We start from the raw sequence: 20,399 nt of genomic DNA, 5'->3' as shown, positions 1-20,399 counted from the left end.
AATGCCCCAGCTGATGAACGCAGCGATCCGGCGCCAGTCGCTGGGGATGGCGCTGCTGGCGTTGCTGTTATTTATCGCCGGTAACTGGCACCAGGCAATCATCGGGTTTGACTCGCGCTTCGTGGTATTCGCCCAGGAAATGCTGCGCCATGGGCCGAGCTTCTTCCCCACGACCTACGGGCAACCGTATGCCGATTACCTGGCGACCTCGACGCTGATGACGTGGCTGCTGTCCTTGCCCCTGGGCCAGGTCAACAGCTTCACGGCCTGGTTGCCGACGTCCATCGCTTCGGCGCTGATCGTCATGCTGGTGTATCGCCTGACGGCGCCCTACTCCCAGCGTTGGGGCCTGCTGAGTGTTGCGCTGCTGTTGCTCAGCAGCACGTTTATCAGCGAAACCCGCGCGGTGTCGCTGGACCAGATGCTCGCGGCCGTGGCCCTGACGGTGTTCTACCTGGGTTATGCACATGATCACTTCGGCGCCGCCAAGCGCTTGCATTGGCTGTACCTGCTGTTGATCGTGGGTTTTGCGATCCGTGGGCCGATTGGCCTGGTGATTCCCACGGGCGTGCTGTGCAGCTACTTCCTGATCAACCGCCAATGGCGCCAACTGTTCAGCTTCGGCCTGTTGGCCCTGGCACTGCTGGGGGCGTGCGTCGGCCTGCTGTTGCTGCTGGCCAAGCTCAGTGGCGGCGAAGCGTTCATGCAGGACGTGATCCGCATGCAGTTCCTCGGGCGGATGGATGGCAGCGAAGGCTCCAGCGGTGCGTTGTATTACTTCAGCAGTTCCCTGGGCAACTACGCGCTGGCTTACCCGCTGGCGTTGCTGGTGCTGCTGGCGATAGCGCTGGGCGGCCGACGCGCACCTGATCCGGCGTTGCAGTTGGTGCTGTACTGCGCCGCGGCGGGCTTGCTGGTGATGCTCGGCTTGTCGGTTCCCCAGGCGAAGAAAGCGCGTTACGTGCTGCCGATGCTGCCGATGGCGGCCATTATTGCGGCGTATCCGTTTCAAGTCGCCCACGGCCGGTTGTTCGGCTGGCTGCGCGGCTTGATGCTGAGCCTGTGGACCGTGTTGCCTGCGTTGCTGATCGCCGGGCTCTGGATGGCGCGCCCGCGTTACCCGGAGCAGTTGGCGCACATCGGCTGGGTGTTGGGCGTGCTTGGCGTGCTTCAAGTGCTGGCGTTGGTGGCAGTGTTCCAGGCACGCCTGCGCATGCTGGCGCCGGCGCTGACCGCCGTGCTGGCGGTATGGACCACCTATATTTGGGTGGTCGAGCCACTGGAGCGTAGCCTCTATGACACGCGTACCTTCAGCCTGCAAGTCCAGGCCCAGGTCAACCAGCAACCGGCGCCCGTCGTGCTGCATGCGCTGGGCAAAGATGCCAAAGCCATCAAGTTCATCGTCAACCTCGATTGCGACCGAGTGCCGTTGTTCACACAGCAGCCCGCCGACCTGGCGACGTTGCAAGGCCCGGCGTGGCTGGTCATGAGCCAGGACGACTTCGAAGCGTTGCAAGACCCGCGATTGCGCTCGATCACACCGACGCTCACCGGCACATTCGACAAGAATCCCTACGTGCTGCTGCACTTGGACAAGCCCCTCCAACCTTGACTGCGCCGGCGGCAGCCGGCCAGTTGAGTCCATTATTTTTGTATTTAACCTGCATTAATATGCATTGGCGACCTTGCATCGCGCTCGGCACACTACGCAGGTTCCTCCCCCAAATGCAGGAACTTTCAAGGGCTTTTCCGGGAAACCAGACAAGCCTTTTTTTTGCCCGCTGTTTATGGAAGTTGTCGATGCTCGCTCGCTGGTTACCCGCCGCCATCAATACCCGCCCTGCCGAATGGAGCCGTGCCGCGATCGGCATGGCCTTGGGCACTCTGCTCAGCGTATGGCTCTGCGCCCAAGTGTTTGGCATGGAGGTCGCCCTGCACCTGCTCGGCCCGCTGGGCGCGTCGGCCGTGCTGCTGTTTGCCGTTTCATCCGGCGCCCTGGCCCAGCCGTGGTCGATCATCGGCAGCTACCTGTGTGCGGCCGTGGTCGCGCTGTTAGTCGCGCGGGTCCTGGGGCGCACCTTGGGCAGCGCCTGCCTGGCTGCGGGCATGACTGTGATCCTGATCTGCTGGCTGCGCTGCCTGCACCCGCCCGCGGGAGGCCTGGCGATGACGCTGGTACTGGCCGATCCGGCCTCGGCGGCGCTCGGCTGGCAGGAACTGCCGGTGGTGATGCTCGGCGCCGGAGCGTTATTGACCTGTGCACTGGCCTACAACAATGCCACCCGCACGCGCTATCCCAAAGGTGCCAGCGAGTCGCCGACAGCGATCTTTAAGGATGCCAGGGCCGCACGCGACCCGGCGATTACCGCCGCCGACCTGAAGCTGGCATTGGCCGAGATGGAACAGTTCTACGATGTGGAACCCAATGAACTGGAACAGTTGATCCACGCCGCAGAAACCCACGCGCGCCGCCGCAGTATCGGTGAGGTGCTGGCAAGCCGTGTCAATTGAGCCCATGTATGGCGCACGACGAGTGGCGTGTCCACAGAGTTGCGACGCAGTACACGGCGGCTAAAGTTCTAACTATGTCAGTGGTTCACTTGAGGTCTGGAACGCCGTAACCCAGTAGCGAAGACATGCAGAGTCTGGCTGAGGGTTACGGTATGAACGAATGTCTGCAACACCTGCTTCGCACCCCGTTATTTGCTGCTCGAGAACGTCACCACCTCCCCCTCAGGGCCTACATGGACCTGACCATCAGGCGTATGCACGCCATTTTCAATGCCGGAGTGATCAACAATGACATGTGGCTCGGCCAACCGGACGAATCACATTTCAGGGCGCTGTGCGAACAGATCGGCGTGATCGGCGCCTACGATTACGCACTGTATTCCTCGCTGGTCGACCACATGATTGCCGCCAACGCCTTACTGACCCAGGGCAGCCCGGAGCAAGTGGCGCGCTACCGCGATGAAGTCATTCAGATGCGCGCTGTGTATGCCTTTGGCTGCACTGAAATCGCCAGCGGCACCGACGTGCGTAACCTCAAGACGACCGTTACCTACGATCCTGCCCGGCACTGCCTGGTGCTCGACTCTCCGTGCGCCGGCGCCTGTAAATACTGGATCGGCAACAGTTTGTATGCCGCCCAGGTGGCGATGGTACTCGCGCGATTGCAGGTCAATGGCGAAGACCAGGGGCACCACTGGTTTCGCGTGGTGATTCGCGACGCGGAGAACGGCCCGTTGCGCCCGGGTGTCAAGGTCATGGCTTGCGACCCCAAGGGCGGCATTCACGCCAATCAGGTCGGCGGTTTGCGCTTTTGCCAGATGCAGCTGGACACCGACGCCTTGTTGCAACGCCACGCCAGGTTTACCCGCAACGGCCAGTTCGTCAGCGACCTGCCCAAAAACGAACGTTTTATCAATGCACTGGAGACATTCCTCCAGGAGCGCCTGCTGTTGATGGCCGCCTCGCGCCTTGGTGCAGGATTGAGCGCGCACCTGGCCTATCAATTCGCCCGCCACCGCCTGACACAGGCCGGCCCGCTACTGGGCAACCCGCTGTTTCGCCAGCGCTTGTACAACGTCCAGCTCAAGGCATTGGCCCTCAAGTATCTTGAGCAAGCCATCCTCGAACGCTTCGAAGCGCAATGGCCGCAGACCGAACGGCGTAAAGACCTGCACATTCTCGCGGCATTAAGCAAATGCATCGGCACCTGGATGGGCCTGGAAGTGATCGCCCAGTGCCGTGAGTTGTGTGGTTCACAAGGGTTTCACCACTACAACCAGATCGTCACCCTGCGCATGGACTTCGAGATCAGCCCGACATTCGCCGGGGACAACAGCGTGATGGCCTACCAAGTGATCAAGGATGCGCTGTCCCGTCCGCGATTTGACCGGGTCGCGCCCTGTAACCCGGGCCAGGCAATCGAGCGGAGCATTGTCCGGCAGTGCCGAGACGCCGGTGATTTTTCCCACCCGCAAGCGGTGGGGCTGACTTACGCCCGCGCCCTCGATCTGATCATTCAGGCGCTCGAAGGCCAGCCGCTCGAACCGGGCCTGCTGCGCGACTTGATCGCAGTGTTTGTCGCCTATTTGCACCGCTGGGGGCTCGCTCACGATGACGAACCGTGCGCCAGCATTGCGCGCATTGTCTGGCTCGGCGACTGGCTGAAGCCGCCTGACGAACTGGTCGACGCGCCTATCGCGAAAGCCGACTACATCCAGCAGTTCACCCGCGCATTGTATGAGGATCAATAACCATGAACCCTCAAGGCAAACCCGACTTCCGCGACCCCGACACGGTTCGCGATCCCTACCCGGCCTACGCGTTTCTACGCACCCATCATCCCGTGTATTGGAGTTCCCAGCACAAGGCGTGGATGCTGACTCGCTTCGATGACGTCTTCAAGGCGCAAAGCGACGCCGCGCTCTACTCCTCGGATCGGATACGCCAGTTGGTAAACGCGCAACTGCCGCCCGAAAAACGCGCGATGTACGAGCCCTTTATTGAAAAAGCATCGCGCTGGATGTACGCCCAGGATGGCAAAGTCCATGAGGCCAGCCGCCATCTGCTCGGCCGCGCATTCACGCCGCGCTCGATTGAAGCGCTGCGGGCAGACATCCAGGCGGTTACCGATGAACTCCTCGCCACAGTGGGCCCTTCCGCCGAACTGATGAGCCGCCTGTTCAATCAGGTGCCGGCCAGAGTGCTGGCGATGCTCTACGGCATCCCCAAAAAAGATGCGCTCAAGCTGCGGCGCTGGACCGATGTGATCCTGATGTTTCTGGTCGGCAACCTGGACCCGGCGAATACTCCCGGCGCCGCCGCGCAAGGCCTGGAGGAGATGTATGCGTACTTCGGCAACCTGATCGAGCGACGCCGACAGGCCCCGCGTGACGACTTGGTCAGCCGTGTCATTGCCGCCGCCGGCCCCGACACGAGCACAGACGATCTGCTGGCCCAGGTGGCCTTTGTTCTGGTGGCTGGCTACACCACCAGCGCCGATATGCTGGGCATCGGCCTGTGGTACTTGTTGACCAACCCTGCCCAGTTGAACGCACTGCTGGCCGATGGTTCGTTGATGAAACCCGCGATCGAAGAAATGCTGCGCATTGATCCGTCGGGGCAGTTCAGCCATCGCGTCGTGACGCAAGATATCGAGCTCAGAGGCCAGACCCTGCGCAAAGGCGATCTGGTGTACCTGATACGTGCCGCTGCCAACCGCGACCCGGAGCACTTCGCCGACCCGGACCGCTTCAACATTCAACGCGCGAAAAACGACCACCTGGCCTTTGGCCGTGGCGTGCATTTCTGTCTGGGCCCGGCGCTGTTCCGGCTGGAGGCCGAGGTGGTGTTCAGCAGCCTGCTCAAGCGCTTCCCGAACCTGCGCCTGCAGGAGAAAAAGCCGCCGGTGTGGCGTACCAGTAACCTGCAGTTCCGCGGCTTGAAGACCCTCCACGTCGAACTTGAACCGATTCCAAAGGGCGCATCGATCCAGCGCTGCTTTTCCGCCGCCCCCTGGGAGAAAAATGGCGGTTACTGCCGTGCCTTGCGCGTCGGTGAAACCATCGTCACCAGTGGCACGGTAGCCTTCGACGAGCAGGGCAACCCCTACGCCAGCGACGATGTGTACTTACAGACCCGTCGCTGCCTGGAAATCATCGAAGCGGCGCTTAAACGGCTGGGCACCGATCGCACCCGAGTGATTGCCACACGCATGTACACCACCAACGTGAAGTGGTTGCCGCAAATCGCCCAAGCGCATAAGGAGTTTTTCGAGGGCTGCGAACCGACCACCATGTTGTTGGGCGTCAAGGCGCTGATAACCCCGGACTACCTGGTGGAAATCGAAGCCCAGGCACAGGCACCGGAGGCCAGGCCATGAGCCCCGAGCAGGCACGCCGGGAAGTGCGTGATGCGGTGGTGATGGATGTCAGCGACCTGACCCTGGCCACACCGGGGCAGCCGGTGGCCGTGAGGCTGTACCGGCCGGCCCGTCCTGCGCCGGCCGCGGTGCTGATGTATTTCCACGGCGGCGGCTGGGTCACAGGCGACCTCGATACCCACGACAGCTTTTGCCGGGTGATGGCGGAGTGGGCCGGCTGCGCCGTGGTGGCGGTGGACTACCCGAGGCCACCGGAACAACGCTTCCCCGCCGCGGTAAAAAGCTGTTACGCCGCCACGGTCTGGATCGCCCGCCACGGTGCCAGCCTGGGCTTGGACACTCGGCGTATCGCCGTGGCGGGCGGTGGCTCGGGCGGCGGGCTTGCCGCGGTGATCGGCCAAATGGCCAGGGACCTGGGCGAGGCGCACATCGGTTTTCAATTACTGCTCTACCCGCTTCTCGACTGCCTGGCGCGCAATCGTTCCCGACATGACTTCGCCACAGGCTTCGGGCTGACGGCCGAATTGCTGGAGTGGTACGTGAGCCACTACGTACCCGCCGATACGCCGCGGGCGCATCCTTGGCTTTCACCCGCCCGCGATCCGTGCCTGCAGGGCTTGCCTGCGGCCTTGATCATCACCGCCGGCTGCGATCCGCTGCGCGATGAAGGGCGCGCCTTCGCGCGACGCTTGAAAACCGCCGGGGTGCCGGTGCGGCACAAAGAGTACCCAGGCATGCGCCACGGGTTTATCAACCACCCCGCTGCCGAGCCTGCGGCCAGGCGGGCCGTGCTGCTCTGCGCCGAGGCTCTGGCCGGCTATTTTCATCCTTCGGCGGCCTGATCGCCGGTTCTGCATAAATGCAAAAACGACCTGCATGATTCCGGGTTGTACTGGGCAAATTTGCACTGGTACGATCGCGGGAGCGTTCGTCCCCGAACATATTGATAAAGAACAATAAAAGCAGGGAGTTACAGATGACTGCTCAGGTTTCATCCGAGGCAAGCCACGCCGACAGGCTTCAGCAAGAGGTTCTGGCCGACGTTCGCAACCATATTGGCCACCTTACCCTCAATCGCCCCGCCGGCTTGAACGCGATCACCCTGAACATGGTTCGCAGCCTGACCGAACAGCTACAGGCCTGGGCAGACGATCCCCAGGTGTACGCCGTGGTCCTACGCGGTGCCGGTGAAAAAGCCTTCTGCGCCGGCGGCGATATTCGCTCGCTTTACGACAGCTTCAAGAACGGCGACAGCCTGCACCAGGATTTCTTCGTCGAGGAATACGCCCTCGACCTGTCCATCCACCATTACCGCAAACCGATACTGGCCCTGATGGACGGTTTTGTCCTCGGCGGCGGCATGGGCCTGGTGCAAGGCGCGGATCTGCGCGTGGTCACCGAACGCAGCCGCCTGGCGATGCCGGAAGTGGCGATCGGTTACTTCCCCGACGTCGGCGGCAGCTACTTCCTGCCGCGCATTCCTGGCGAACTGGGCATTTATCTGGGCGTCACCGGCGTGCAGATTCGCGCGGCCGATGCGTTGTACTGCGGGCTGGCGGACTGGTACCTGGACAGCACCAAGCTGGCCGACCTCGACCAGAAACTCGACCAGCTGTTGTGGCAAGACTCCCCACTCAAGGATCTGCAAGGCGTGTTGGCCAAGCTGGCCGTGCAACAACTGCCGGACGCCCCGCTTGCCGCCTTGCGCCCCGCTATCGATCATTTCTTTGCCTTGCCGGACGTGCCGAGCATTGTCGAGCAACTGCAGCAAGTAACCGTCGCCAACAGCCATGAATGGGCGCTGACCACGGCCAACCTGATGCAAACCCGTTCGCCGCTGGCCATGGCCGTGACCCTGGAAATGCTGCGGCGCGGGCGCCGTTTGCGGCTGGAGCAGTGTTTCGCCCTGGAACTGCATCTGGATCGCCAGTGGTTCGAGCGTGGCGACCTGATTGAAGGCGTCCGCGCCCTGATCATCGACAAGGACAAGAGCCCGCGCTGGAACCCGTCGACGCTCCATGGACTGGACCCGAGCCACGTGGAAAGCTTCTTCCACAACTTCACGCAGGTTGCGAGATAAGCCATGCAAGATATTGAATATACTGAAGAACAGATCATGATTCGCGACATGGCGCGCGACTTTGCCCGTGGCGAAATCGCCCCGCACGCCCAGGCCTGGGAAAAAGCCGGCTGGATCGATGATGCCCTGGTGGCGAAGATGGGCGAACTGGGCCTGCTGGGCATGGTGGTGCCGGAAGAATGGGGCGGCACCTATGTCGATTACGTGGCATATGCCTTGGCCGTGGAAGAGATTTCCGCCGGCGACGGTGCCACAGGCGCCCTGATGAGTATCCATAATTCAGTGGGTTGCGGGCCAATCCTCAACTACGGCACACCTGAACAGAAACAAACCTGGCTGGCCGACCTCGCCAGCGGCCAGGCCATCGGCTGCTTCTGCCTGACCGAACCGCAGGCCGGCTCCGAAGCCCACAACCTGCGTACCCGTGCCGAACTGCGCGACGGCCAGTGGCTGATCAATGGCGCCAAGCAGTTTGTCAGCAACGGCAAGCGCGCCAAGTTGGCGATTGTGTTTGCGGTGACCGATCCGGAACTGGGCAAGCGCGGCATTTCTTCCTTCCTGGTGCCGACCGACACGCCGGGGTTCGTGGTCGACCGTACCGAACACAAAATGGGCATCCGCGCCTCGGACACCTGTGCCGTCACCCTCAACCAATGCAGCGTGCCTGAGGCCAACCTGCTGGGTGAGCGTGGCAAAGGCCTGGCGATTGCGCTGTCCAACCTGGAAGGCGGGCGCATCGGCATTGCCGCTCAAGCCCTGGGCATCGCCCGTGCTGCGTTTGAAGCGGCGCTGGCGTATGCCCGTGACCGCGTGCAGTTCGACAAGGCCATCATCGAGCACCAGAGCGTGGCCAACCTGCTGGCCGACATGCAAACCCGGCTCAATGCCGCACGTTTACTGATCCTGCACGCCGCACGCCTGCGCAGTGCGGGCAAGCCGTGCTTGTCGGAAGCGTCCCAGGCCAAGCTGTTCGCCTCGGAAATGGCCGAAAAGGTCTGCTCCTCGGCGATGCAGATTCATGGCGGGTATGGGTATCTGGAGGATTATCCGGTGGAGCGCTACTACCGCGATGCGCGGATCACGCAGATCTACGAGGGCACTAGCGAGATTCAGCGGATGGTAATTGCACGGGAGCTGAAGAACTACCAGCTCTGACTGACACGCCACACCCCCCCTGTGGGAGCGTCCCACAGGGGGGATGTGGCGTTTATAAGCTGCTTACTGATCTTTGAATTCAGGCGCGCGCTTGGCCACGAATGCCGCCATGCCTTCCTTCTGATCCTGCGTCGCAAACGCCGCATGGAATACCCGACGCTCAAAGCGCACGCCTTCCGACAGGCTCACTTCAAACGCCCGGTTCACGCTTTCCTTGACCATCATGCTGATCGGCACCGACTTGCCGGCAATCAGCGTGGCGACTTTCAGCGCCTCTTCGAGCAGTTCATCGGCCGGGACAATACGCGCCACGACCCCACAACGCTCGGCTTCCACCGCATCGATAAAGCGCCCGGTCAGGCACATTTCCATGGCTTTGGCCTTGCCCACGGCGCGGGTCAGGCGCTGGGTGCCGCCCATGCCCGGCAGCACGCCGAGGTTGATTTCCGGCTGGCCGAACTTGGCGCCGTCGCCCGCCAGAATGAAGTCGCACATCAGCGCCAGCTCACAGCCGCCGCCCAGGGCGAAGCCGTTGACGGCCGCGATGATCGGCTTGCGACGGTTGGCCACGCGATCGGCCTCGCTGAACAGGTCGTCGATATAGATCCGCGGGTAGGTCAGCTCGGCCATTTCCTTGATGTCGGCGCCGGCGGCGAAGGCTTTTTTCGAGCCGGTCAGCACGATGCAGCCGATTTCAGGGTTGCGTTCCAGGGTGTCCAGCGCCTGATTCAACTCGTTGATCAGTTGTGCGTTCAACGCGTTCAGGGCTTGCGGGCGGTTGAGGGTGATCAACCCGACACGGCCCTGCACGTCGAGCAAAATAGTTTCGTAACTCATGTAATGGCTCCTTAAAGATTGCGTGAGATGACCATGCGCTGAATATCGCTGGTGCCTTCGTAAATCTGGCAGACCCGCACATCGCGGTAGATCCGCTCCAAGGGGAAGTCGCTCAGGTAACCGTAACCGCCCAAGGTTTGCAAGGCGGCGGAGCAGACTTTCTCGGCCATTTCCGAGGCGAACAGCTTGGCCATGGACGCCTCGACCAGCGCCGGTTTGCCGCTGTCGCGCAGGGCGGCGGCGTAATGCACCATTTGCCGCGCGACGGCGATTTGCGTGGCCATGTCCGCCAGGCGGAAGGCCACGGCCTGGTGTTCGATCAAGGTTTTGCCAAAACTTTCGCGCTCGCGGGCATAGTCGCGCGCCGCTTCAAAGGCGGCGCGGGCCATGCCCACCGATTGCGAGGCAATGCCGACACGCCCGCCTTCGAGGTTGGCCAGGGCGATGCGGTAGCCTTCGCCCTCCTCCCCCAGACGATTGGCGAGCGGCACCTTGACGTCTTCGAACAGGATCTGGCAAGTGTCCGACGCATGCTGGCCCAGCTTGTCCTCGACCCGCGCCACCGTGTAGCCCGGCGAATCCGTCGGCACGATAAACGCGCTGATGCCGCGCTTGCCCGCCGCCGGGTCGGTGACGGCAAACACAATCACGATGCCGGCGTTTTGCCCGGAGGTGATGAATTGTTTGCAGCCGTTCAACACATAGTGGTCGCCTTCGCGGCGCGCACGGGTTTTCAGGCTGCTGGCATCGGAACCGGCATGCGGCTCGGTCAACGCGAAGGCGCCGAGCATCGCGCCGCTGGCCAGAGGCTTGAGGAACTGCTCTTTCTGCTGATCGTTGCCGAACGTGAGGATCGGCACGCAGCCCACCGAGTTGTGTACGCTCATGATGGTCGAGCAGGCCCCGTCGCCGGCGGCGATTTCTTCCAGGGCCATGGCGTAGGCCAGGTAGCCGGTGTCGCAACCGCCCCACTGTTCCGGCACCAGCATGCCGAAGAAGCCCAGTTCGGCCATTTCGCCGATGGCCTCCTTGGGAAAGCGGTGCTCGCGGTCCCACTCGGCCGCGAACGGTTTCAGGCGTTCCTGGGCGAATTGTCGGGCCGCGTCGCTGATTTGCAGTTGTTCGTCATTGGGCAGCATGTTCAATCCTTAATACAGGCATTCGACCGCCATGGCCGTGGCTTCACCGCCGCCGATGCAGATGGCGGCGACGCCACGCTTGAGGCCTTTCTGGCGCAGGGCCGACAGCAGCGTCACTAGAATCCGCGCGCCTGAGGCGCCGATCGGGTGGCCCAGGGCACAGGCGCCGCCATGAATGTTGACCTTGTCGTGGGGGATCTCCAGCTTGCTCATGGTGATCAGGCTGACCACGGCAAAGGCTTCGTTGATTTCGAACAGGTCCACGTCGCCCAGGTTCCAGCCGGTCTTGCTCATCAACTTGCGGATCGCCCCCACCGGCGCCTCCGGAAACAGGCCCGGCTCATCGGCAAACGCCGCATGCCCACGGATCACCGCCAAGGGTTGCAGCCCGCGCTTGTGCGCCTCGGACTGACGCATCAGGAGCAAGGCCGCCGCACCGTCGGAAATCGAGCTGGAGTTGGCCGCAGTCACTGTGCCCCCTTCACGGAACGCCGGTTTCAGGCTGGCGATCTTCTCCGGCTTGGCTTTGGGCGGTTGCTCATCATGCAGGATGGTTTTTTGCTCCTTGCCCACTGTGACCTGCACCGGGACGATCTCGGCCGCGAAGCTGCCATTGCTGATCGCCGCTTGTGCGCGGCTCAGGGATGCAATGGCAAACGCATCCTGGGCCTCGCGGGTAAAGCCGTTATGTTGTGCGCAGTCTTCGGCAAAGGTGCCCATCAGGCGGCCTTTGTCGTAAGCGTCTTCCAGGCCGTCGAGGAACATATGGTCGAGCACGCGGCCGTGGCCCATGCGGTAGCCGCTGCGTGCGCGGTCCAGCAGGTACGGCGCGTTGGACATGCTTTCCATGCCGCCGGCAATCACCACATCAACGCTGCCGGCCAGCAGCGAGTCATGGGCAAGCATCGTCGCCTCCATGCCCGAGCCGCACATTTTGTTGAGGGTGGTGCAGCGGGTGGCCTTGTCCAGCCCGGCGCCAAGCGCGGCCTGGCGTGCCGGGGCCTGGCCGAGGCCGGCCGGCAGTACACAGCCGAACAGCACTTCATCCACGGCATCGCTGGCGATGCCGGCACGCTCGACGGCGGCGCGAATCGCCGCGGAGCCCAGTTGCGGCGCGGTCAGGCCTTTGAGATCGCCCTGGAACCCGCCCATGGGGGTGCGTGCGGCGCTGACAATTACGATGGGATCGCTCATGACGCTTCCTCTCTTACTTGGCTGCCATGCGCAAGGCGCCGTCGAGACGGATCACCTCGCCATTGAGCATGCTGTTTTCAATGATGTGTCGAACCAACGCGGCGTATTCGCTCGGTTTGCCCAGGCGTGGCGGGAACGGCACGCCAGCGGCCAGGGAATCGCGGACTTCCGGGGTCATGCCGGCCATCATCGGGGTTTCGAAAATGCCGGGGGCGATGGTCATCACCCGAATGCCGAAGCGCGCCAATTCGCGTGCGGCGGGCAGGGTCAGGCTGGCGATCGCACCTTTGGACGCAGCATACGCCGCCTGGCCGATCTGCCCGTCGAACGCCGCCACCGACGCGGTATTGATGATCACGCCGCGTTCACCGTCGGCGTCCGCCTGGGTTTCTGCGATGGCCGCAGCGGCCAGGCGCAGCAGGTTGAAGCTGCCGATCAGGTTGACGTTGATCACCTGGGCAAAGCTGGCCAGGCCATGGGGGCCGTTCTTGCCGAGGATCTTCTCGCCGCGTACCACACCGGCGCAGTTCACCAGCCCATGCAAGCCCCCAAAGGCCGCAACGGTGGCCTGCACGGCGGCTTCGGCAGCGGCTTCCTGGCTGATGTCCGCCACCGCGCTGCGGGCGTTGTCGCCCAGTTGTTTGGCCTTGGCCGCGACGGCATCGGCGTTCAGGTCCACCAGCATCACCTTGGCGCCAGCGGCGACCAGCATGTCAGCGGTGGCTGCGCCGAGGCCCGACGCGCCGCCGCTGACCAGAAAAACCTTGTTTGCAATCTGCATCGTTGTTTCCTTGAAAAGTGGATCAGGCCAACACGGCTTGCGCCTTGGCGATTTCCTGATTACGCAAAATGAAGCGCTGCAGCTTGCCGCTCGGGGTTTTGGGCAAGTCGCTGACAAATTCGATTTCCCGCGGGTAGGCATGCGCGGCCAGGCGCTGGCGTACATGCAGGCGCAATTCCTCGGCCAACTCGGGGGTGGCGCGGAACTGTTCGTTGATCACCACGAAGGCTTTCACCAGCTCGGTGCGTTCCGCGTCGGGCTTGCCGACGACCGCCGCTTCCACCACCGCCGGGTGTTCGACCAGCGCGCTTTCCACATCGAACGGGCCGACGCGGTAGCCGGAAGTGGTGATCACATCGTCACTGCGCCCGACGAAGCTGATGCTGCCGTCAGGGTTCAGTTCGACGGTGTCGCCGCTGAGGTAGTACTTGCCGACAAACGCCTTGGTCCGCACGCCGTCATAGCCGGCGAACCAACACATCGGCGATTGCTCACGGTCGACGGCGAGAATCCCTGGCTGGCCGGCGGGCAATTCCTGGTGATCGTCGTCCAGCACCACGATGCGATGCCCCGGCGAGGCAAAACCCGCCGAACCGACATGCACCGGGTGTTCCAGGCCATGGTGATTGCATAGCACCATGCCCAACTCGGTCTGGCCGTAGTGGTCATGGATGGTCACCCCCAGGTTGTCGGCAAACCAGCGGATCACTTCCGGGTTCAGCGGCTCGCCGGCGCTGCTGACAATACGCAGCTTGCCCTTGATCGAGCGGGCGAATTGCTCGCCGCCGGCAATCAACAGGCGATACGCGGTCGGCGAGCCGGTCAGGTTGGTGATCCCGTATTTATTGATCACCCGGCAGGTGCTTTCGAGGGTGAACGGGCCATCGTAGAAAGTAATCGGGTGGCCCATGGACAACGGTCCGGTCACGCCGAAATAGATGCCATAGGCCCAGCCCGGGTCGGCAACGTTCCAGAATGCGTCTTCGGGGCGCAGGTCCACCGCGTCGCGGGTGTAGCTCTGGAACGCAACAATGGCCCTGAGCGGCACCGACAGCGCTTTCGACGGGCCGGTGGTGCCCGAGGTGAACATCAGCAGGAACGGGTCGTCAGCGCCCAGCAGCACCGGCTCGCAGTGGTTGGAATAGGTGGCCAGCTCGGCCCAGAAGCTGAAATCACCGCGTACCAGGCCTTCGCCCTTGGCGCCAGTGACCGTGACGATCGTCGGGCAGCCTTCCACTTGCGCGAGCTTGGGCCGGTTCACCGCATCGGTGACCACCACGGCCGCGCCGGAACTGTTCAGGCGATGCTCAATGGCCTTGGGGCCGAAGGCGGTGAACAACGGTTGGTAGACGGCGCCGATGCGCCAGGTCGCAAGGACCACCACCAGTAATTCGGCGGTGCGTGGCAACAGGCCGGCCACTCTGTCGCCGCGTTTGACGCCCTGGGCCAGCAGGAAATTGGCGAAGCGTGCTGCCTGGTCTTGCAAGTCGCTGAAGGTGGATGTGGTACTGCGCCCATCCTTGCCTTCCCAGAACAGCGCAATGCGCCCTGGTAACGCATGCCGGTCGCAACATTCGACGCAGGCATTGAGGCCTTGCAGGTTACCGGCCAAGGTGCTGTCGACGGTGTGTTGGTAATCGAACTCGGTAGTGGCAGCCAAATAGTCACGCATCGCTTCAAATCCTTCAGTATTTTTATTTTCAGGACGTTTTTTTCGGACAAGAACCGCGGAAATAGTCGCTCTAGAGCGCTGCAGCAGCAATGGTCAAAGCCACCAACATGCCTGACTGGTTTGGCCAATGCCGCTTGATCATAGACCCCGCCGATCAAGCGGTCGGCCCAAGCGATTGGACGCGCCGGCCGCCAGCTTCTAACCTGATGGCCTGCGCCACCGAAGAAGCCCCTCCCGATGATCGTTCGCCCCAAACCCAACCTGCTGGGCATTCTGTTTTCGCTCAAGGGCTCGATCGCCAAGCGCATCGCCCTGCGCAGCCTGCTGGTCACGTTGCTGGCCTCGGTCATCGTGCTGGTGGAAACCCTGCACCCGGCGTATTTCTCCAAGGTCAATGCCACGCCGTTCACCTTGCTCGGGCTGTCGCTGTCGATCTTCATGAGTTTTCGCAACAACGCTTGCTACGACCGCTGGTGGGAAGGCCGCAAGCAACTCGGGCAGATGACCATCGAAGTGCGCTCACTGATCCGTGAAACCCAGGTATTCAGCGACCCGCTGGAGCGGGCCGGCCTGCTGCGCGGCCTGTGCGGCTTTGCCCATGGATTGATCGCGCGCCTGCGCCTGGAAGATGAGGCGCGAGCGGTGAAGCCCTGGATCGACGTCGAAGCAGGCCACCCCAACCTCCCGGACCAGGTCCTGCAACAGCTCGGCGCGCGGTTTTCCGGGCTGGCCGAACGGGGCGTGATCAGTGAATGGCGCTACACCCAGCTGGAAACCCGACTGGTCAGCCTGACCCAGGTGCAGGCAGCGTGCGAGCGGATCAAAAGCACACCGCTGCCCTTCCCCTACACCCTGCTGCTGCACCGCACCATCTACCTGTTCTGCATTCTGTTGCCGTTTGCCATGGCCGAACCGCTGGGCTGGCTGACACCGGTGTTCACCGCAATCGTCAGCTACACCTTCTTTGGCCTCGACGAAATCGGCGACGACCTGGAGGACCCCTTCGGCTTCGATGAGAACGACCTGCCCTGCAACGCGATCGTGCGGACCCTGGAGCGCGAGATTCTGGCGGCCCTCGGCGAAACGGCCTTGCCGCCTGCCCTGGAGCCGGTGGAATACGTGCTGACCTGATACAGGTTTGACACTCGCCGTGGTCTGACCGAAGCTGAGAGCTTTGCCCTAGCTGCCTAAGCTCTCGGACGCCTGCATGTCAAAGTCACGCCGTTACTCCATCATCGGCCTGTGCGCCCTGTTGTTGATTGTGCTGATCACCTGGTATTTCTCCCGTTCCACCCCGGTGGCCGTGCCGCCCGCCATTGCCCATGGCTACGCGAAAGCCTTGAAACAGGCGCGCAACGGCGAACCGGGCGCCGCCCGCGTGCTGTACCAGCAACTGGCCCGGCCGGACTTGTCCGACGAGCGTCGTGTGGCCTTGCACGCCGAGCTGCCCAATTACCCCAGCCCCCAGGCACTGAAGCTCGCCGACAAGGACCTGGCCGATGACTCGCCGCAGGTGCGTGAAGCGGCGATTCACAGCATCGTCGGCCTGGTGCCCACGGGCCAGCGCACGCTGCTGCTCGGGCCCTTGCTCGACGATCCGCAACAAGACGTGCGCTTTGCCGCCGCCAACGCATTGCTCGGCCTCTCGCCCGACACCCTCGGCCTGTATTTCGGGCCCTTGCAGCAGGTACTCGATGAGTTCGTGAAGAAGCTCAAGGCGCAACCTGAAACCGCCGAAGGTTGGCTCCAACTGGCGCGCCTGTACATCCACAGCGCGCTGTTGCCGGAGGCGCAGAACGCCCTGGAGCAAGCGATGCGCCTGCAGCCGGACAACCTGCAAGCCGTGGTTGCGCAAATCGAACTGCTGGATAAACAAGGCAAGACCGACGAGTCCCGCCAACTGCTGGCCCGCCAGCTCGCGGCGCACCCCGAATCCGCGTACCTGCAACACGCCCTGGGCATGTGGTTGCTGCACCATGGCGAGCGTGCTTACGCCTTGCTCGGCCTGTCCAAGGCAGTGGAACTGGAACCGAGCAATCAGGATTACCGTTACGACCTGGCCACCACCCTGCACGCTCAGGAAGAACTCGAAGCCGCCCAGCGCCAGTTGGAAGAAATCATCCAGCGCCACCCGGCCAATCGCAAGGCGCGAGTGCTGCTGGTCAGCTACTGGAAAGAAAGCGGTCAATTGCAGAACGTTCAGGTGCTGCTGGCGCAGTTGGAGCAACAAAACCCGGATGATCCGGCGCTGCAACAGGGCCTGTAGGCGCGCCGCATCGCCGCCCAGGCGCTGACATTGCGCGCAAAAGACGAAAAGGTGGAACCCCGCTCATACGCCAGGGTCAAGAAGGTATAGCGCGCTCGAACGAACGCGCACCCCTTACTCGTATGTGACCTGAGGGCACTTCTTGTCTATGTCCAACGCGCTGTTATCCGAAAAGGCGGCCACCGGTATTGAAGGTCTTGATGACATTCTTTGCGGCGGCTTGTCCCGCAGCCATCTGTTTCTGCTCGAAGGCGAACCAGGGACCGGCAAAACCACCGTCGCCCTGCACTTCCTGAAGGCAGGAGCAGAAAATGGTGAACGCTCGCTCTATATCACCTTGTCCGAAACCGAACGTGAATTGCGCCAGGGCGCAAAATCCCACGGCTGGGATCTGGATGACAATATCCATATTTTCGAGCTGACCCCGCCGGAAAGCCTGCTCAATGCCGAACAGCAGCAAAGCCTGTTGTACTCTTCCGACCTGGAACTGGGCGAGGCCACGCGGCAGATCTTTGAAGTGGTGGAACGGGTCAAGCCGACCCGCGTGGTGGTCGACAGCCTCTCCGAAATCCGCCTGCTGGCGCAAAGTTCCCTGCGTTATCGACGACAGATCCTGGCGATCAAGCACTATTTCGTGCGCTACGACGCCACGGTGTTGCTGCTCGACGACCTGACCACCGAATCCCTCGACAAAACCGTACACAGCGTCGCCCACGGGGTGATTCGCCTGGAAGAACTGACGCCCAATTACGGCGCCGAACGCCGTCGCGTGCGGGTCGTGAAGTACCGCGGCCAAAAGTACCGCGGCGGCTTCCACGATTTCACCATCATGGGCGATGGCGTGCATGTGTTCCCGCGGCTGGTGGCGGCCGAGCATCGCGGCGGCTATGTGCGCGAGACCCTGAGCAGCGGCATTCGCGAAATGGATGCCTTGATGGGCGGCGGAGTCGAGACCGGCTCCAGCAGCCTGATCCTCGGCCCCGCCGGCACCGGCAAGTCGCTGATCTCGATGGTGTTTGCCGCCGCCGCCGTGGCGCGGGGCGAAAAAGCCGCGCTGTTCATCTTCGATGAGGAACTGGGCCTGCTCTTCGAGCGCATGAAAAACATGGGCATCGACCTCGCCGCGCTGCAAGCCACCGGCAACCTGCTGATCGAACAAGTCGACGCGGCCGAGTTGACCCCCGGCGAGTTCTCGCACCGCGTGCGGCGCTGCGTGGATGAGCGCGGGATCAAGACTGTGGTGATCGACAGCATCAACGGCTATCAGGCCGCCATGCCGGAAGAAAATGCGCTGATCCTGCACATGCACGAACTGCTGCTGTATCTCAACCGCCGCGGCGCCGCCACGTTCATGACCGTCGCCCAGCACGGCCTGGTCGGTGACATGCAGGCGCCCGTCGACATTACCTACCTCGCCGACACGGTCATTCTGCTGCGCTATTTCGAAGCGCTGGGCAAGGTGCGCCGCGCCATTTCAATCATCAAGAAACGCACCGGTGCCCATGAATCAACCATTCGCGAGTACCGCATCAGCAGCCAGGGCATGACTGTCGGCGAGCCGCTCGATAATTTCCAGGGCGTACTGCGCGGTATCCCCACGTACATGGGCGCCGGCTCTCCTCTGCTCAAGGATGAGGGCCAGTGACGAGCCTATCCCCCGTCTCCGAGCGCGCCATCGTACTTGCGCCGATGGGCCGCGACGGCGCGTTGGCGCTGATGATGCTCAACGAGGCCGGGTACAACGGCGTGATCGCCACGGGCCTGACGGCCTTGTGCAACGCACTGGAAGAAGGAGCCGGCCTGCTGATTATTGCTGCCGAAGCCTTGCGCGGCGTCGATCTGGAGCCGCTGCTCGAGTATTTGCACCAACAGCCTGCGTGGTCGGATTTGCCCATCGTATTGATGACCCATCACGGCGGCGCCGAGCAGAACGGTTCCTCGCACCTGAGCGGGTTATTGGGCAATGTCACCTTCCTCGAGCGGCCTTTCCATCCTGTGACGTTGATCAGCCTGGTTACGGCGGCACTGCGCGGACGCCGCCGACAATACGATGCGCGCGACCGGCTGATCGACCTGAGCGAAAGCGAACTGCGCTTGCAACGCACGCTGGAGACGCTCGAGCAGCAAGTAGAAGAACGCACGGCGCAGCTGCGCAGCAATGAAGAAGCACTGCGTCAATCGCAGAAGATGGAGGCCGTCGGCCAGTTGACCGGCGGCATCGCCCATGACTTCAACAACATGCTCACCGGCATCATCGGCAGCCTGGAGTTACTGCGCAGGCGCGTCTCCCGCGGCAAGCTGGACGACCTGGACAGCCTGATCGACCTGGGCGTCACCTCCGCCAACCGGGCCGCCGGCCTTACCCACCGCCTGCTCGCGTTCTCCCGGCGGCAGTCGCTGGATTCAAAACCCGTCGAGATCAACCAACTGGTGACCTCCATGGGCGAACTGTTGCAACGCAGCATCAATGAAAGCATTGCGCTGGACATGCGCCTCAGCGACCCGCTCTGGACCGCCGAAGCCGACCCCAACCAGTTGGAAAGCGCGCTGCTCAACCTGGTGATCAACGCACGCGATGCCATGCCGAACGGCGGCAACCTCACCGTGGAAACCAGCAACCGCCATCTCGACAGCGTGTTCACCGCCGCCTACGGCACATTGCAACCCGGTGACTACGTTGAATTGAGCGTCAGCGACAGCGGCTGCGGTATCCCGGAAAGTTTAATGGGGCGCGTCTTCGATCCTTTCTTCACCACCAAACCGATCGGCCAGGGCACCGGCCTCGGCCTGTCGATGATTTACGGCTTTGCACGGCAATCCGGTGGCCATGTGACGATCCACAGCGAAGTCGGAAAAGGCACTACCGTCAGCCTGTTCCTGCCGCGTTTCGTCGGTGAAATGGTCGTGGCCGAAGCGGCGAACCCCGCGCGGCTGCCCTTTGCCAATGCCGGTGAAACAGTGTTGATCGTCGAGGACGACCCGGCGGTACGGGTGCTGGTCAGCGCGGTGCTCAAGGAACTGGGCTATGCCTTTGTCGAGGCCAGCGATGCCAACACCGCACTGCCGATCATCGAGTCCGACCAGCGCATTGACCTGATGATCAGCGACGTCGGGCTGCCGGGCATGAACGGCCGGCAACTGGCGGAAATCGGCCGGCAGATTCGGCCGGAACTCAAGGTCCTATTTATCACCGGCTATGCCGAACACGCGGCGGTGCGCGGTGGTTTTCTGGACCCTGGGATGCAGTTGATTACCAAGCCGTTCACGTTTGATCTCTTGACGGCGAAAGTCAGGGAAATGATCCGCGCAGCCGCCAGCCAAGCGGAGGCAATCGGCAACAAGGTGCAATAAAGCCACGGTTCGAAAATGGAATCGGTCAAGGGGC

General features: G+C 62.7%; 16 protein-coding genes. 11 read left to right on the top strand and 5 right to left on the bottom strand.

Annotated elements, in window-relative coordinates:
* Position 1: 1 nt before the first annotated feature.
* The 7 genes from NR164_RS01955 to NR164_RS01925 all read left to right on the top strand — a co-directional run bounded on the left by NR164_RS01955 (position 2) and on the right by NR164_RS01925 (position 9,125).
* Positions 2-1,612, top strand: coding sequence for a glycosyltransferase family 39 protein (locus NR164_RS01955; protein WP_256822187.1), 1,611 nt, complete (start codon positions 2-4; stop codon positions 1,610-1,612).
* Between the two features lie 188 nt (positions 1,613-1,800).
* Positions 1,801-2,511: an HPP family protein gene (locus tag NR164_RS01950; protein WP_046383498.1), complete on the top strand. Its 711-nt coding sequence runs from the start codon at positions 1,801-1,803 to the stop codon at positions 2,509-2,511.
* 233 nt (positions 2,512-2,744) lie between these two features.
* Complete coding sequence (locus NR164_RS01945; RefSeq protein WP_256822186.1) at positions 2,745-4,262, top strand: acyl-CoA dehydrogenase family protein; 1,518 nt, start codon at positions 2,745-2,747, stop codon at positions 4,260-4,262.
* Between the two features lie 2 nt (positions 4,263-4,264).
* Entirely contained in the window at positions 4,265-5,890 is a 1,626-nt protein-coding gene (locus tag NR164_RS01940; RefSeq protein ID WP_256822185.1) for a cytochrome P450, read from the top strand.
* Positions 5,887-6,732 (top strand): alpha/beta hydrolase, encoded by an 846-nt coding sequence (locus NR164_RS01935; protein WP_017846257.1) that lies wholly within the window; start codon positions 5,887-5,889, stop codon positions 6,730-6,732. The genes NR164_RS01940 and NR164_RS01935 overlap by 4 nt, the downstream gene beginning before the upstream one ends.
* A 134-nt stretch (positions 6,733-6,866) precedes the next feature.
* The gene (locus NR164_RS01930) at positions 6,867-7,970 is read left to right on the top strand and encodes an enoyl-CoA hydratase/isomerase family protein (protein ID WP_046489483.1); all 1,104 of its coding nucleotides are present in this window, start codon (positions 6,867-6,869) and stop codon (positions 7,968-7,970) included.
* Between the two features lie 3 nt (positions 7,971-7,973).
* A complete protein-coding gene (locus NR164_RS01925) occupies positions 7,974-9,125 on the top strand; it encodes an acyl-CoA dehydrogenase family protein (protein WP_046383502.1) in 1,152 nt (383 codons plus the stop codon).
* A 63-nt stretch (positions 9,126-9,188) separates the two neighbouring features.
* Here the strand turns inward: NR164_RS01925 and NR164_RS01920 are convergent, their stop codons facing one another.
* The 5 genes from NR164_RS01920 to NR164_RS01900 are packed head-to-tail and all read right to left on the bottom strand — an operon-like array spanning position 9,189 to position 14,748.
* Positions 9,189-9,962: an enoyl-CoA hydratase gene (locus NR164_RS01920; protein WP_017846260.1), complete on the bottom strand. Its 774-nt coding sequence runs from the start codon at positions 9,960-9,962 to the stop codon at positions 9,189-9,191.
* 11 nt (positions 9,963-9,973) lie between these two features.
* The gene (locus NR164_RS01915; RefSeq protein WP_256822184.1) at positions 9,974-11,101 is read right to left on the bottom strand and encodes an acyl-CoA dehydrogenase; all 1,128 of its coding nucleotides are present in this window, start codon (positions 11,099-11,101) and stop codon (positions 9,974-9,976) included.
* A gap of 9 nt (positions 11,102-11,110) precedes the next feature.
* Positions 11,111-12,295 (bottom strand): acetyl-CoA C-acyltransferase, encoded by a 1,185-nt coding sequence (locus tag NR164_RS01910; RefSeq protein WP_017846262.1) that lies wholly within the window; start codon positions 12,293-12,295, stop codon positions 11,111-11,113.
* A gap of 13 nt (positions 12,296-12,308) precedes the next feature.
* Entirely contained in the window at positions 12,309-13,076 is a 768-nt protein-coding gene (locus NR164_RS01905; RefSeq protein ID WP_017846263.1) for an SDR family NAD(P)-dependent oxidoreductase, read from the bottom strand.
* A gap of 22 nt (positions 13,077-13,098) precedes the next feature.
* Entirely contained in the window at positions 13,099-14,748 is a 1,650-nt protein-coding gene (locus tag NR164_RS01900) for an AMP-binding protein (protein ID WP_256822183.1), read from the bottom strand.
* A gap of 237 nt (positions 14,749-14,985) precedes the next feature.
* Here NR164_RS01900 and NR164_RS01895 point away from each other — a divergent pair, with 237 nt between their 5' ends.
* From NR164_RS01895 to NR164_RS01880, 4 genes are all read left to right on the top strand, one after another.
* Positions 14,986-15,879: a bestrophin family protein gene (locus NR164_RS01895; protein ID WP_057004149.1), complete on the top strand. Its 894-nt coding sequence runs from the start codon at positions 14,986-14,988 to the stop codon at positions 15,877-15,879.
* A gap of 76 nt (positions 15,880-15,955) precedes the next feature.
* Complete coding sequence (locus tag NR164_RS01890; RefSeq protein WP_017846266.1) at positions 15,956-17,014, top strand: lipopolysaccharide assembly protein LapB; 1,059 nt, start codon at positions 15,956-15,958, stop codon at positions 17,012-17,014.
* A gap of 142 nt (positions 17,015-17,156) precedes the next feature.
* Complete coding sequence (locus NR164_RS01885) at positions 17,157-18,659, top strand: ATPase domain-containing protein (RefSeq protein WP_126588402.1); 1,503 nt, start codon at positions 17,157-17,159, stop codon at positions 18,657-18,659.
* Positions 18,656-20,365 carry an ATP-binding protein gene (locus NR164_RS01880; RefSeq protein ID WP_256822182.1) on the top strand — a complete coding sequence of 570 codons (1,710 nt, stop codon included), beginning with the start codon at positions 18,656-18,658 and terminating at the stop codon, positions 20,363-20,365. The genes NR164_RS01885 and NR164_RS01880 overlap by 4 nt, the downstream gene beginning before the upstream one ends.
* Positions 20,366-20,399: the final 34 nt, after the last annotated feature.

It is taken from the genome of Pseudomonas sp. Pse79 (assembly GCF_024519615.1).
In the GTDB taxonomy this organism is placed as follows: domain Bacteria; phylum Pseudomonadota; class Gammaproteobacteria; order Pseudomonadales; family Pseudomonadaceae; genus Aquipseudomonas; species Aquipseudomonas veronii.
Note: the sequence above shows the minus strand (reverse complement) of the source record. Positions and strands in the feature narration are given on the sequence as shown.